Consider the following 14,395-nt stretch of genomic DNA (forward strand, 5'->3'; position numbering starts at 1 on the left):
GCATCGCATAGTGATTGACTGCCGGAGATCGACGATGAGCCCATGGCACTCCCTCAGCCTGTGGATGGATCAGCTGACCGAACCGCTGACCGCCCGCCCCGCGCTGACCGAAGACCTGCATGCCGATGTGGCCATCATCGGCGCCGGCTACACCGGCCTGTGGACCGCCTATTACCTCAAGCGCCAGGCGCCACACCTGCGCATCGTCATCCTCGAAGGCGAGATTGCCGGCTTCGGCGCTTCCGGGCGCAACGGCGGCTGGCTGATGGGCAACCTGCTCGGCCAGGACAACCTGCTCGCCGACCAACCCAGCGCCGCGCGCCAAAGTGCCTATGCCCTGCTGCATGGCATTCCTGATGAAGTCGCCAGTGTGCTGCAGGACGAGCAGATCGCCTGCGATTACCGTAAGGCCGGCGTACTGTATTGTGCCGCGCGCTACCCCGAGCAGCTGACCAGCCTGCGTCAACACCTGGCCGAATTGCGTGCCCTGGGCCTGGACGAAACCGACTACCGCTGGCTGACGCCCTTCGACCTGGGCAAACAGCTGCAGCTGGCCAACGCCTTTGGCGCCATCTACACCCCGCACTGCGCCACCATTCAACCCGCCAAGCTGGTGCGCGGCCTGGCGCGCTGCGTGGCGGCCATGGGTGTCGAGCTGTATGAGCAGAGTCGGGTAGTCGACTGGCAAACCGGCCTGGTGCGTACCGCCACTGGCAGCGTGCGCGCTGACTGGATCGTCCCGGCCGTGGAAGGTTACGCCGCCAGCCTGCCACCGCTAGGCAACCATCAGCTGCCGGTACAGAGCCTGCTGGTGGCCACCGAGCCACTGCCCAAGGAAGTTTGGGCCGATATCGGCCTGGAGCGCGGTCAGGCCTTCAGCGAGAACAGTCGCCAGGTGACCTATGGCCAGCGCAGCGCCGACGACCGTTTGGTATTCGGCGCCCGAGGCGGTTACCGCTTTGGCGGCCGCCTGCGCACCGATTTCAACCTCAGCGAGGACGAGCGCGACCTACGCCGCTACCTGTTCGGCGAACTCTTCCCGCAACTCAAGCAGGTGCGCATCACCCATGCCTGGGGCGGCAACCTGGGCATGGCGCGGCGCTTTCGCCCGCACATGCTGGTGGACCGCAGCAACGGCATCGCCTTATCCGGCGGTTACGGCGGCGAAGGCGTGGGCGCCAGCAACCTCGGCGGGCGCACCCTGGCCGACCTGATTCTCGATCAGCAGAGCGAGCTAACCCGCCAGCCCTGGGTGCTCGGCGACCAGCCGATCAACCGCCTGCCGCGCTGGGAGCCGGAACCGCTGCGCTGGCTCGGCTACAACGCGATCATCCAGAGCTTTGTGCATGAGGACCGCGTACTGGCCAACCCAGACAGCGCGCCCTGGCGGCGCCAGCTGGCCAGCAGCCTGGCCGGCACCATGGAAAAATTCATGCGTTAACGGAGAGTTTCATGAGCATCGAACACTTCAAAAACACCGCCCACCTGCCCCTGAGCGATGCCACGCCGGTGGCCGTGCCGCTCGGCGAGCCGGTGGCGATCACCAGCAGCCAGGGCATTGAACATGCCGACGGCGTCGCCGCCGGTGTCTGGGAATGCACGCCCGGGCGCTGGCGCCGGCAGATCGCCCAGCAGGAGTTTTGCCACTTTATCGCCGGGCGCTGCACCTTCACCCCAGATGGCGGCGAGCCCATGCAGATCCAAGCTGGCGACGCCCTGTTGCTGCCCGCCAACACCTTCGGCGTGTGGGAGATCACGGAAACCGTACGCAAGAGCTTCGTTCTGCTCAAGTAACCGGGCCCAGCGCAGGCCCTGCTCCACCCTATTCAACTGCCGCTTCGACAACACCGATAAAAACGATGAGGTATTCCCATGCTGAAAAAACTGCTTCCTCTGCTGCTGCTCAGCAGCATCAGCCAGGCCGCGGAAACCGTGCGCATCTACAACTGGACGGACTACATCGCCCCCGACACCCTCAAGCAATTCGAGCAAAGCAGCGGCATCAGCACCCACTACGATGTGTACGACAGCAATGAAACCCTCGACGCCAAACTGATGGCCGGGCGCTCGGGCTATGACGTGGTATTCCCGTCTAACCACTACATGGCCCGGCAGATTCAGGGCGGCGCGCTGAAGAAACTCGACAAGAGCCGCCTGCCCGGCTGGAACAATCTCAACCCGATCCTGATGAAGGCCCTGGAAACCAACGACCCTGGTAACCAGTACGGCTTTCCCTACCTGTGGGGCAGCACCGGCATCGGCTACAACGTGGCCAAGGTGCGTGAAGTGCTCGGCGAGGACGTGCCGCTCGACTCCTGGGACCTGATCTTCAAGCCCGAATACCTGGCCAAGCTCAGCCAGTGCGGTGTGGCGATTCTCGACAACGGCCCGGAGCTGTTGCCCATCGCCCTGCATTATCTGGGGCTGCCACACCACAGCCAGAACCTTGAGGACTACAAAAAGGCCGAGGCACTGCTGCTGGAGATGCGCAAGAACGTGCGCTACTTCCACTCATCCAAGTACGTCGGCGACCTGGCCAATGGCGACATCTGCATGGCCGTGGGCTTCTCTGGCGACATCATGCAGGCCGGCAACCGCGCGGCAGAAGCGAACAACGGCATCCGTATCAACTACGTGATCCCCAAGGAAGGCACGCCGATCTTGTTCGACATGGTCACCATGCCCGCCGACAGTAATAACGAGCAGGCCGCCTACGCCTTTATGAACTACCTGCTGCAGCCCCAGGTCATCGCACAGATCACCAATCACGTGCAGTACGCCAACGGTAACAGCGCTGCCGACAGCCTGGTTGACCCCAAGCTGAAAGCCGATGCCACGGTTTACCCGCCGCAAGAGGCGATGAACAACCTCTACGCCCTGGAAGCCATGCCACTGAAGATTGACCGGGTGCGCACGCGCATCTGGAGCAAGGTGAAAAGCGGGATTTAACCGAGGGCAGCGTAACGAGCCCATAGAAAGCCCCCGCCAGCCAGGCTGACGGGGGCTTTTTCATGCGTCTTACAGCTCGGCAGCAGGCTGCTCCCGCTCACGTTGAGCCAGTTCTGTCACATCGAGCTTGGGCTTGATCAGGCTGAAATCGATCAGGCTCTTCGGCTGCTCGGGATTGCCAATCAGCAGCGGTAACGGCCTGAACGCATCACTCACCAGGCTTTTATGCGGCTCATACATATCAAATCGCAGGCCCGCCAGGTCCGCCCATGTGTGGATAAAGTGCGCCGAACTGTAGGGCCGTGACAGCGCCGTGGTGAAATCCCGGGGTTGCTGCGCGCGCCACTGGGGCGAGTTCCAGAGAATAAACGGCACGGTGTACATCGGGCTGGTCGGCGCGGCCTCGTTACGCCCCAACACATCGGCCTTGGGCGCATCGAACACCGCCTCGCCATGGTCCGCCAGGTACAGCAGAAAGCCATTCGGTTCCTGCCCAGCCAGGCGCTTGATCAGGCTGGCCACTACATGATCGTTGTACAACACCGCGTTGTCGTAACTGTTATAGGTCGGCAGTTGATCATCCGTGACATTCGCCGGCACACCCGTACGGTCGTTGAAACGCGCGAACTCCGGCGGATAGCGGTACTGGTAGCTCATGTGCGTGCCCAGCAGGTGCACCACCACAAACTTGCGCGGGGCCGGGTCGGCCAGCACCTTGGCAAAGGGTTCCAGCACATCCCCGTCGTACTGGCGGGCGTTCTGCTCACGGTTATTGTTCAGGTAAACCTGCTCATCCGCCTGCTTGGAAAAAGTCGTGAGCATGGTGTTGCGCTTGGTCATCGTCTGCTGGTTGGTGATCCAGTAGGTTTTGTAACCCGCCTGCTTCATCAGGTTGAGCACCGAAGGCGTGGTCAGGTAGCGCTCCGGGTGCTCCTGATCGGCAAAGGTCAGCACCTGCTGCAAGGCCTCGATGGTGTAAGGCCGTGGCGTGACCACGTTATCGAACACCTGCAACTGGTCACGCAGCGCATCAAGCTCCGGGGTGGTCTCACGCGGGTAGCCGTAAAGGCTCATGCGCTGGCGATTGGTCGACTCGCCAATCACTAATACCAAGGTGGTCGGCTGCCCAGCATGGGCGTCCTGTAAGTTGCTTAAGGGCGCAATGCTGGCGTTCTCCGCTAGCAAGACCTGCATATTGGCCAGCTGCTCACGGTAATTTTTGTAGCCCACCGCCAACTGCCACGGCGTAGCCGTTTCAATGCGTTGGGCAAAATTGTCGAAGCCTGCCTGCCAGCTGTCGTGCTTACTGAACTGACGCAACGCCGGGTAACCCAGCGACACAAACAACGCCAGAGCCGCTGCGAACAGTGCGCCCGGGCGCGATAAATACACCGGCCGCACCTGGCGCCACAGCCACCACCCGCCCAGACCGTAAGCGGCAAATGCCAACAGCATCCACCAGGAGAAGTACTGAATCAGGTATTCGCGGCTCTCATTCAGGTTCGACTCGAACATGATGAAAATTACGCTCTGGGAGAACTCCTGCCCGTAAATCAGAAAGTAACCAAAGCTGCCCAGCGAACACAGCCATAGCACCGCCCCAATCACCGCAGCCAGCTGACGCGAGCGCGCCGGCCACAGCAGCAACGGCACCAGCCACAAGGCACTGGCCAGTAATGCCTGACGAAAGCCAGAAAACCCAGCCGTACCGGTCAGCTGGATCAACAGCTGGGTCACGCCGGAGAAGTACCAGAAAAACACAAACGCCCAACCCAGCCCGGCCCAATCGACCCGCTGGCGCGCCGCTCCTGTCAACACTGCAGACATAGCAACCTCATTGCAGCCCAATAGTGGTGCCTGTTATGCCAGACAGACTGTGAAAAACTCGTCAAACCTTGCGCGCAAACTCAGCACACGTCTAGTAGACCATCCGAAAACAAAAAGCCCCCGCAGGCTCGCGCCGGCGGGGGCTTTTCAGTTAGCTAGAACTGTTATCAGTTCTTGGCTTTTTTGGCAGCGCGGGTGCGCTCGCCTTCGTCGAGGATCTTCTTACGCAGACGGATCGACTTCGGCGTGACTTCGCACAGTTCGTCGTCCTGGATGAATTCCAGCGCCTGCTCCAGGGTGAAGCGAACAGGCGGAACCAGGGCAATGGTTTCGTCCTTACCGGAAGCACGCATGTTGTCGAGCTTCTTGCCTTTGGTTGGGTTTACGCCCATGTCGTTGTCGCGGCTGTTCAGGCCGACGATCTGACCGTTGTAGATTTCCTGGCCGTGCTCGACGAACAGCTTGCCGCGCGCCTGCAGGGTTTCCAGGGAGTAGGTCAGTGCCTTGCCGGTTTCTACCGAGACCAGAACACCGTTCTGACGGCCGGACATGTCGCCGGACTTCATGGTGTCGTAGCGATCGAAGATCGAGGTCAGGATGCCAGCACCGTTGGTCAGGGTCAGGAACTGGTTACGGAAACCGATCAGACCGCGAGCAGGGATGTTGTATTCCAGACGTACACGGCCTTTGCCATCCGGCACCATGTTGGTCAGGTCGCCCTTACGCAGGCCCATTTCTTCCATGACCTTGCCCTGGGATTCTTCCGGGGTGTCGATGGTGACGTTTTCGAACGGTTCCTGCTTCACGCCATCCACAACGCGGATGATCACTTCTGGACGGCCTACACCCATTTCGAAGCCTTCGCGACGCATGGTTTCGATCAGTACCGAGAGGTGCAGCTCACCACGGCCGGAGACTTTGAACTTGTCGGCGCTGTCGCCTTCTTCAACACGCAGGGCCACGTTGTACAGCAGCTCTTTGTCCAGACGCTCTTTGATGTTGCGGCTGGTGACAAACTTGCCTTCTTTACCGCAGAACGGCGAATCGTTGACCTGGAAGGTCATGGATACGGTCGGCTCGTCAACGGTCAGCGGGGTCATCGCTTCAACATGGTTGATGTCGCACAGGGTGTCGGAGATGAACAGCGAGTCCATGCCGCTGACGCAGACGATGTCACCGGCGGTGGCTTCTTCAACGTCGATGCGGTGCAGGCCGTGGTGGCCCATCAGCTTGAGGATACGACCGTTGCGCTTCTTGCCGTCGGCGTCGATGGCGATCACCGGGGTGTTCGGCTTGACGCGACCACGGGCGATACGGCCAACGCCGATAATGCCGAGGAAGCTGTTGTAGTCCAGTGCGGAGATTTGCATCTGGAACGGACCGTCGATATCAACCTGCGGGGACGGCACGTTGTCGACGATGGACTGGTACAGCGGGGTCATGTCTTCAGCCATGTCGGTGTGATCCAGACCGGCAATGCCGTTCAGGGCCGAGGCGTAGACGACTTTGAAGTCCAGCTGCTCTTCGGTAGCACCGAGGTTGTCGAACAAGTCGAAGATCTGGTCCAGAACCCAATCCGGACGCGCGCCTGGACGGTCAACCTTGTTGATGACCACGATTGGACGCAGGCCGGCTTCGAAGGCCTTCTTGGTCACGAAGCGGGTTTGCGGCATCGGGCCGTCTTGGGCGTCAACCAGCAGCAGCACGGAGTCAACCATCGACATTACGCGCTCAACTTCACCGCCGAAGTCGGCGTGGCCGGGGGTGTCGACGATGTTGATGTGGTAGCCGTTCCAGTTGATCGCGGTGTTCTTCGCGAGAATGGTAATGCCGCGCTCTTTTTCCTGGTCGTTGCTGTCCATCACGCGCTCATCGTTGAGCTCGTTACGCTCAAGGGTGCCGGACTGGCGCAGGAGTTTGTCTACCAGGGTGGTCTTACCATGGTCAACGTGGGCAATGATGGCGATGTTGCGTAGATTTTCGATCACGTGTGTATCTCGATCAGAGGATTCGGTGTGCCACTTAGTCTAGGCGGCGAGTATTAACTAATTGCGATTTCTGCCAGGCGGCGCGAGCGTGTTAATCACGCCGCCTGTAGGTCGGGAGGGCGATGGCGGATGCTGCCGCCATTCAACCCGGGCGTTTTATGCCGGACGATAAACGCGCACATTGGCATGCCCCTCACTCAGCAGATGGTGGGCGTGCAAACGACTCATCACACCTTTATCGCAATACAACAGGTACTGACGCGCCTCATCCAGCGCCTTGAACGAACTGTTCAGGGCGTAGAACGGCAGCGCCATGACCTCGACGCCAGGCAGGGCGAGTGGCTCGTCCTCGGCAGCATCGGGGTGACGAATATCAATGATCACGTGGTTGGCCAGCGCTTCGCTGACCTCCTCGATCTGCACGTCCTTGCCCAACTCGTCGATCACTTTGTCGATCGGCAGCAAGGTCGCGCGTTCCAGGGCGCGCTCGAGAATGGCCATGTCGAACTGGCTCTCTTCATGCTCGATGCGCAGCTTCTTTGCGCGGGTGGTCGGGTTGACCGAAATCACCCCACAATATTCCGGCATGTGCTTGGCGAACTCAGCTGTGCCAATGCGCGTGGCGGTGTCGATGATGTCTTGCTTATGGCTGGCCAGCAGCGGGCGCAGCACCAGCATGTCGGTGGCCGAATCGATCACCGCGAGGTTCGGCAGGGTCTGGCTCGACACCTGGGAAATCGCCTCGCCGGTGACCAGCGCATCAATCTGCAGGCGCTCAGCCATGCGCGTGGAGGCGCGCAGCATCATGCGCTTGAGGATGACACCCATCTGGCTGTTATCAACCTTGCCGAGAATCTCGCCCAGCACTTCCTCAAACGGCACGCTGATAAACAGGACGCGCTGCGAGCTGCCGAACTTCTGCCACAGGTAATGCGCCACTTCCATCACGCCCAGCTCGTGAGCGCGGCCGCCTAGATTAAAGAAGCAGAAGTGGGTGACCAGGCCGCGGCGCATCATCTGGTAGGCGGCAACGGTGGAGTCGAAGCCACCGCTCATCAGCACCAGGGTCTGCTCCAGCGAGCCCAGCGGGTAACCTCCCAGACCTTCGTGCTGGTGATGAATAACGAAGAGGCGCTGGTCGCGAATCTCCATGCGCACCACCACGTCTGGGTCTTTCAGCGAGATGCCGGCCGCGCCGCACTGTTGGCGCAACTGGCTGCCAACATAGCGCTCGACATCCATGGAGCTGAAACTGTGCTTACCCGCACGCTTGCAGCGCACGGAGAAAATTTTACCTGGCAGCTGATCGGCGAAGTGCCGCTTGCACTTTTCCAGCACGTCATCGAAGTCACCCAACGGGTATTCGTCGACCTGCAGAAAATGGGTAATGCCCGGCGTGCAGCTTAAACGCTCAATCATCGCCTGCAGGGTTTTCGGTTCACTGATCTGGGTTTCGACTTCCAGGTTGTCCCACACACCGCTGACCTGCAGCTGGGGATCGAACTCACGCAAAACCGAACGAATGTTCTTCGCCAGCTGCCGGATAAAGTGCTTACGCACCGGCCGGCTTTTGATGGTGATTTCTGGGAAGACTTTAACAATCAGTTTCATGAAAACAGGGGGTGCCGAGGCCGCGAAAAAACAGGGGCGCGGATTATAGCGGAAATTGCTCACGCTTTGATCAAAAATCCTCACTCGCGCAAAACACGCACCATTAATGTGCGCACAACAAATATAGCGATCCATAACGGTGCAAATATTTATCAGGCAGCGCCGCGCAACCCCCGCCAGCCCTGAGTTTCAGGGCTTACACCCATTCCTGTGCACTGGCATGCAATTTGCTCCCTTGTGAGGCAGGATGCCCTGGCGGAGTATGCCGCGGCCGTACCGTACTATTGAGGGCTCACGATTCGAGCCTTATCCACCTGGAGGACAGCATGTCGAAGTCGATTCAACTTATTAAAGAACACGACGTGAAGTGGGTTGACCTGCGCTTCACCGACACCAAGGGCAAACAGCACCACGTGACCATGCCGGCACGCGATGCGCTGGACGACGAATTCTTCGAAGTCGGCAAAATGTTCGACGGCTCATCCATCCACGGCTGGAAAGGCATCGAAGCCTCCGACATGATCCTGCTGCCGGTTGACGAAACCGCCGTACTGGATCCGTTCACCGAAGAACCAACCCTGATCATCGTGTGCGACATCATCGAGCCAAGCACCATGCAGGGCTACGACCGTGACCCACGCTCGATCGCCAAGCGCGCTGAAGAGTTCCTGAAAACCACAGGCATCGGCGACACCGTATTCGTCGGCCCAGAGCCTGAGTTCTTCATCTTCGACGAAGTGAAGTTCAAGTCCGACATCTCCGGCTCCATGTTCAAGATCTACTCCGAACAAGGCTCCTGGAACACCGACGCTGACATCGAAGGCGGCAACAAGGGCCATCGCCCAGCCGTTAAAGGTGGCTACTTCCCAGTTCCGCCGTGCGACCACGACCACGAAATCCGTACTGCCATGTGTAATGCCATGGAAGAAATGGGCCTGGTCATCGAAGTTCACCACCACGAAGTGGCGACTGCCGGCCAGAACGAAATCGGTGTGAAGTTCAACACCTTGGTTGCCAAGGCTGACGAAGTTCAAACCCTGAAGTATTGCGTACACAACGTGGCCGATGCCTATGGCAAAACCGCGACCTTCATGCCGAAGCCACTGTACGGTGACAACGGTTCGGGTATGCACGTACACATGTCCATCTCCAAAGATGGCAAGAACACCTTCTCCGGCGAAGGCTATGCCGGCCTGTCCGATACCGCTCTGTACTTCATCGGCGGCATCATCAAGCACGGTAAGGCCCTGAATGGCTTCACCAACCCGTCGACCAACTCCTACAAGCGTCTGGTCCCAGGTTTCGAAGCTCCGGTAATGCTGGCTTACTCGGCGCGTAACCGTTCGGCTTCGATCCGTATTCCATACGTTTCCAGCCCAAAAGCTCGCCGTATCGAAGCACGCTTCCCGGATCCGGCTGCCAACCCATACCTGGCCTTCGCTGCACTGCTGATGGCCGGTATCGACGGTATCCAGAACAAGATCCACCCTGGCGATGCTGCCGACAAGAACCTGTACGACCTGCCGCCAGAAGAAGGCAAGCTGATCCCACAAGTGTGCGGCAGCCTGAAAGAAGCCCTGGAAGAGCTGGACAAGGGCCGTGCGTTCCTGACCAAAGGCGGCGTGTTCTCCGACGACTTCATCGATGCCTACATCGAGCTGAAGTCAGAAGAAGAAATCAAAGTACGCACCTTCGTACACCCGCTGGAATACGACCTGTACTACAGCGTCTAAGCCCGCACGCAATACAAGAGGCCACCTTCGGGTGGCCTTTTTGCGTTTGGCGCCTGGCACAAGCCACCTTTCGGCCCGTAGTTTTCTGCGCTGGTACACGCCCAGCCATCAACATGCTTGCCAGCGCGCGCTACCAGTGCAAGGCTTAGGGCACCTTACTAGGGAGAGTCCGGTATGCGCCCTCTACTTATTTGCCTGCTACTGGGCCTGGCATTGCCGGCCAGTGCGCAGATCTACAAATACACCGATGCCAGTGGTAATACGGTATTCACCGACCAGCCGCCCGAAGGCCAGGCGACGCAGAATGTCGAGCTGCCAAAAACCAACAGCGTGTCGATGCCCGTCCCAAGCCAGCCCACCACAACCACCACAGACCCTGTCGACAAAGCCGCGCCTTACAGCACGCTGCAGCTGACCGACATCCCGGATGACGAGGCCATGCGTGCGAACAATGGCACCTTCAGCGTGGGCGTAGACATCCAGCCACGCCTGGCCAGTAACCATCGCCTGCGCCTGCTGCTCGACGGCAAGCCACACGGTCAACCGAGTAACGTACCGCGTCTGCAAATCAGCAATGCCGACCGTGGCGAGCATAGCCTGGCTGTGGAAGTGCTCAGTGGCGGGCAATCGATCCAGCAGAGCGCAACCGCCACCTTTACCGTGCAGCGTGTCAACACCAGCAGCCCAGCGCTGCGTCCGCCGCCCCCCAAACCTACGCCCAAGCCCACACCCAAACCGGCCCCTTGATCCATGCGCAATCTGCTGTTTTGCAGCCTGATGCTGCTTGCTCTACCTGCCTTCGCGCAGGTCTACACCTATATAGATAGCGAAGGGAATCGCGTCTTCACCGACAAACCGCGGTCCGGCGATGCCGAGCGTGTCGAACTGGCGCCCAGCAACTCGATGCCGACCATCCAGACGCAAACCGCGCCAGTTATTGAAGCGCCACCAGAACCCAGCCAGCGCTACAGCCTGCTGCGTATTCTGGTACCCCAGCCTGACGCAACCATCCGCGACAGCGCCGGCAACCTGATTGTCAGCGTCAACAGCGAACCAAAACTCTTCCCCCAGCACAGCTATCGCCTGCTGCTGAATGGCACTCAGATCGGCGAAGCAGGCAGCAGCCCAGTCTTCCCACTGGAGAACATCGACCGCGGCACGCACCAGTTGGCGGTGGAAATAATCGACCAGCAGGGTCGTATCATCGAACGCACCCCCACTCAGCCGTTCCACATGCTGCGCATCTCCCTGGCGCAGAAACGCATGGTGACACCCTGCAAGAAAGCCGATTACGGCGTTCGCCCGGAGTGCCCGCTCAAGGACAAACCGCCGGAAAAGAAAGACATTCCCCTCGTCCCGTTTATCTAACCTTGCGATGCGCACCAAAGCAGTGCGCATATTGCCCAGCGTTTCTATACTCTCCCTGTTTTGGGTCGCCGCGCGCGACCCGGCTGCGCTGAAAAGCAGCTAATTCCCGGCATCCCACGGCCAAACACGCTTCTTTTCGGGGCTTTGGTTTGCTTCTTGCATTTTCCAGCTGCATTGCTGGAACCCAAGGGTCTGCTGACATCCCATATGATCATCAACGACGCACTGCACCGCCTGCTGCTGGACAACCTGACCACTGCCACGCTGTTGCTCAACGACGACCTGCGCCTTGAGTACATGAACCCGGCAGCGGAGATGCTCCTGGCCGTTAGCGGCCAGCGCAGTCACGGGCAGTTCATCAGCGAGCTGTTTACCGAATCCAGTGAAGCGCTGAGCGCCCTACGCCAGGCCGTTCAGCACGCACACCCCTTCAACAAGCGCGAAGCAGTGGTTACGTCAGTCAGCGGCCAAACCCTGACCGTCGACTACGCGGTGACGCCGGTGCTCAGCAAAGGCGAAACCCTGCTGCTGCTGGAAGTGCACCCGCGCGACCGCCTGCTGCGCATCACCAAAGAAGAAGCGCAGCTGTCCAAGCAGGAAACCACCAAACTGCTGGTGCGCGGCCTGGCCCATGAGATCAAAAACCCGTTGGGTGGCATTCGCGGCGCGGCGCAATTACTGGCGCGCGAACTGCCCGAAGAAAGCCTCAAGGATTACACCAATGTGATCATCGAGGAGGCCGACCGCCTGCGTAACCTGGTCGACCGCATGCTCGGTTCGAACAAGCTGCCGTCTCTGGCGATGACCAACGTGCACGAAGTGCTGGAGCGCGTCGGCAGCTTGGTGGAAGCGGAAAGCCAAGGCAGCATCATTTTGGTGCGCGATTACGACCCGAGCATTCCTGATGTGCTGATCGACCGCGAGCAGATGATCCAGGCGGTGCTGAATATCGTGCGCAACGCCATGCAGGCGCTGTCCGGGCAAAGCGATCTACGCCTGGGCCGCATCACCCTGCGCACCCGTGCGCTGCGCCAGTTCACCATCGGTCATTGTCGCCATCGCCTGGTGACCAAGATCGAAATCATCGACAACGGCCCCGGCATTCCGCCAGAGCTGCAAGAAACCATCTTCTACCCCATGGTCAGTGGTCGGGCCGACGGCACCGGCCTAGGCCTGGCCATTACCCAGAACATAATCAGTCAGCACCAAGGCCTGATCGAGTGCGAGAGCCATCCGGGTCATACCGTGTTCTCGATCTTCCTGCCGCTGGAACAAGGAGTATCACCGTCATGAGTCGCAGTGAAACCGTCTGGATTGTCGATGACGACCGCTCCATCCGCTGGGTCCTGGAAAAGGCCCTGCAACAGGAAGGCATGACCACCCAGAGCTTCGACAGCGCCGATGGCGTGCTCAGCCGCCTGAGCCGTCAGCAACCCGATGTGATCATTTCCGATATCCGCATGCCGGGGGCCAGCGGCCTTGATCTGCTGGCGCGCATCCGCGAGCTTTACCCGCGCCTGCCGGTGATCATCATGACCGCCCATTCCGACCTGGACAGTGCGGTGGCGTCCTACCAGGGCGGCGCGTTCGAATACCTGCCCAAGCCGTTTGACGTCGATGAGGCCGTGTCGCTGGTCAAGCGCGCCAATATGCATGCGCAGGAGCAGCAGAGCCTGGCTGTGCCGGTCGAGCAGCCACGTACGCCGGAGATCATTGGCGAAGCACCGGCCATGCAGGAGGTGTTCCGCGCCATCGGCCGTCTTTCGCACTCCAATATCACCGTACTGATCAACGGTGAGTCCGGCACCGGCAAGGAGCTGGTCGCCCACGCCCTGCATCGCCACAGCCCACGGGCTGCCTCGCCGTTTATCGCGTTGAACATGGCCGCGATTCCGAAAGACCTGATGGAGTCCGAGCTGTTCGGCCATGAAAAAGGCGCCTTTACCGGCGCGGCCAACCAGCGCCGTGGCCGTTTCGAGCAGGCTGACGGTGGCACACTGTTTCTCGATGAAATTGGCGATATGCCAGCCGACACCCAGACCCGTCTGCTGCGCGTGCTGGCCGACGGTGAGTTTTACCGAGTTGGTGGCCACACCCCGGTAAAAGTGGACGTGCGCATCATCGCCGCCACCCACCAGAATCTGGAAAGCCTGGTGCAGGCCGGCAAGTTCCGCGAAGACCTGTTCCACCGCCTCAACGTTATCCGCATCCATATTCCACGGCTGTCGGATCGCCGCGAAGACATCCCGACGTTGGCCCGGCACTTCCTGAGCCGCGCAGCGCTGGAGCTGGCAGTCGAACCCAAGCTGCTGAAAAGCGAAACCGAAGACTACCTGCAGCAGCTGCCGTGGCCGGGCAACGTGCGCCAGCTGGAGAACACCTGCCGCTGGATCACCGTCATGGCCTCGGGCCGTGAGGTGCATGTCGACGACCTGCCGCCCGAATTGCTTAGCCAGCCGCAGGAAAGCGCGCCGGTCAGCAACTGGGAACAGGCGCTGCGCCAGTGGGCCGATCAGGCCCTGGGCCGTGGTCAGTCCAGCCTGCTGGATACCGCCGTACCAGCGTTCGAGCGGATCATGATCGAGACCGCGCTCAAGCACACCGCCGGCCGCCGCCGCGACGCCGCCGTGCTGCTGGGCTGGGGCCGCAACACCCTGACGCGCAAGATCAAGGAACTGGGCATGAACGTCGAAAGCGCGGATGACGAGGACAGCGATGACTAGGGCCTGTTGACGCTTCATTGCGAACCGCGTTGCCGCACTAGCGGTTTCGCGGGCATGGCCCGCGCCTACAAATTTCAGCATGTAATGGATAGCAAATCGCGTAACTGAATGGCATTAGTTCGTTAGGGGTCTTTTACCCATTTAAACCCGCAAAAAATAACCCAGGGCAATACGCGGCTATCGCTCCAATGCACAG

The 14,395-nt window shown here is 60.1% G+C and carries 11 protein-coding genes; 8 read left to right on the plus strand and 3 right to left on the minus strand.

What is annotated here, in order from left to right; translation table 11 throughout:
- Positions 1-34 precede the first annotated feature (34 nt).
- The 3 genes from HBN63_RS10230 to HBN63_RS10240 all read left to right on the plus strand — a co-directional run bounded on the left by HBN63_RS10230 (position 35) and on the right by HBN63_RS10240 (position 2,949).
- On the plus strand, positions 35-1,441 hold the full coding sequence (locus HBN63_RS10230; protein WP_170049340.1) for an FAD-binding oxidoreductase: 1,407 nt from the start codon (positions 35-37) through the stop codon (positions 1,439-1,441).
- An 11-nt stretch (positions 1,442-1,452) separates the two neighbouring features.
- On the plus strand, positions 1,453-1,794 hold the full coding sequence (locus tag HBN63_RS10235) for a cupin domain-containing protein (RefSeq protein ID WP_170049341.1): 342 nt from the start codon (positions 1,453-1,455) through the stop codon (positions 1,792-1,794).
- A 78-nt stretch (positions 1,795-1,872) separates the two neighbouring features.
- Positions 1,873-2,949, plus strand: coding sequence for a polyamine ABC transporter substrate-binding protein (locus tag HBN63_RS10240; protein ID WP_170049342.1), 1,077 nt, complete (start codon positions 1,873-1,875; stop codon positions 2,947-2,949).
- A 69-nt stretch (positions 2,950-3,018) separates the two neighbouring features.
- Here HBN63_RS10240 and cptA read toward each other — a convergent pair whose 3' ends face one another.
- From cptA to thiI, 3 genes are all read right to left on the minus strand, one after another.
- The gene (gene cptA, locus HBN63_RS10245; RefSeq protein ID WP_170049343.1) at positions 3,019-4,776 is read right to left on the minus strand and encodes a phosphoethanolamine transferase CptA; all 1,758 of its coding nucleotides are present in this window, start codon (positions 4,774-4,776) and stop codon (positions 3,019-3,021) included.
- Between the two features lie 167 nt (positions 4,777-4,943).
- The gene (typA, locus tag HBN63_RS10250) at positions 4,944-6,764 is read right to left on the minus strand and encodes a translational GTPase TypA (RefSeq protein ID WP_170049344.1); all 1,821 of its coding nucleotides are present in this window, start codon (positions 6,762-6,764) and stop codon (positions 4,944-4,946) included.
- A gap of 156 nt (positions 6,765-6,920) precedes the next feature.
- On the minus strand, positions 6,921-8,375 hold the full coding sequence (gene thiI, locus HBN63_RS10255) for a tRNA uracil 4-sulfurtransferase ThiI (protein ID WP_090254822.1): 1,455 nt from the start codon (positions 8,373-8,375) through the stop codon (positions 6,921-6,923).
- 326 nt (positions 8,376-8,701) lie between these two features.
- On the opposite strand from thiI, the gene glnA reads away from it, so the two are divergent.
- The 5 genes from glnA (at position 8,702) to ntrC (ending at position 14,199) form a co-directional block, all read left to right on the plus strand.
- Entirely contained in the window at positions 8,702-10,108 is a 1,407-nt protein-coding gene (gene glnA / locus HBN63_RS10260) for a glutamate--ammonia ligase (protein WP_090254820.1), read from the plus strand.
- A gap of 174 nt (positions 10,109-10,282) precedes the next feature.
- Positions 10,283-10,855, plus strand: a complete 573-nt coding sequence (locus HBN63_RS10265; RefSeq protein ID WP_170049345.1) for a DUF4124 domain-containing protein — start codon at positions 10,283-10,285, stop codon at positions 10,853-10,855.
- A gap of 3 nt (positions 10,856-10,858) precedes the next feature.
- The gene (locus HBN63_RS10270) at positions 10,859-11,476 is read left to right on the plus strand and encodes a DUF4124 domain-containing protein (RefSeq protein ID WP_170049346.1); all 618 of its coding nucleotides are present in this window, start codon (positions 10,859-10,861) and stop codon (positions 11,474-11,476) included.
- A gap of 210 nt (positions 11,477-11,686) precedes the next feature.
- Positions 11,687-12,769 (plus strand): nitrogen regulation protein NR(II), encoded by a 1,083-nt coding sequence (gene glnL / locus HBN63_RS10275; RefSeq protein WP_169852826.1) that lies wholly within the window; start codon positions 11,687-11,689, stop codon positions 12,767-12,769.
- Positions 12,766-14,199, plus strand: a complete 1,434-nt coding sequence (ntrC, locus tag HBN63_RS10280; RefSeq protein ID WP_090254813.1) for a nitrogen regulation protein NR(I) — start codon at positions 12,766-12,768, stop codon at positions 14,197-14,199. The genes glnL and ntrC overlap by 4 nt, the downstream gene beginning before the upstream one ends.
- Positions 14,200-14,395: the final 196 nt, after the last annotated feature.

Origin of the sequence: Pseudomonas sp. WS 5011, assembly GCF_012985775.1 — a bacterium.
Lineage (GTDB): Bacteria > Pseudomonadota > Gammaproteobacteria > Pseudomonadales > Pseudomonadaceae > Aquipseudomonas > Aquipseudomonas peli.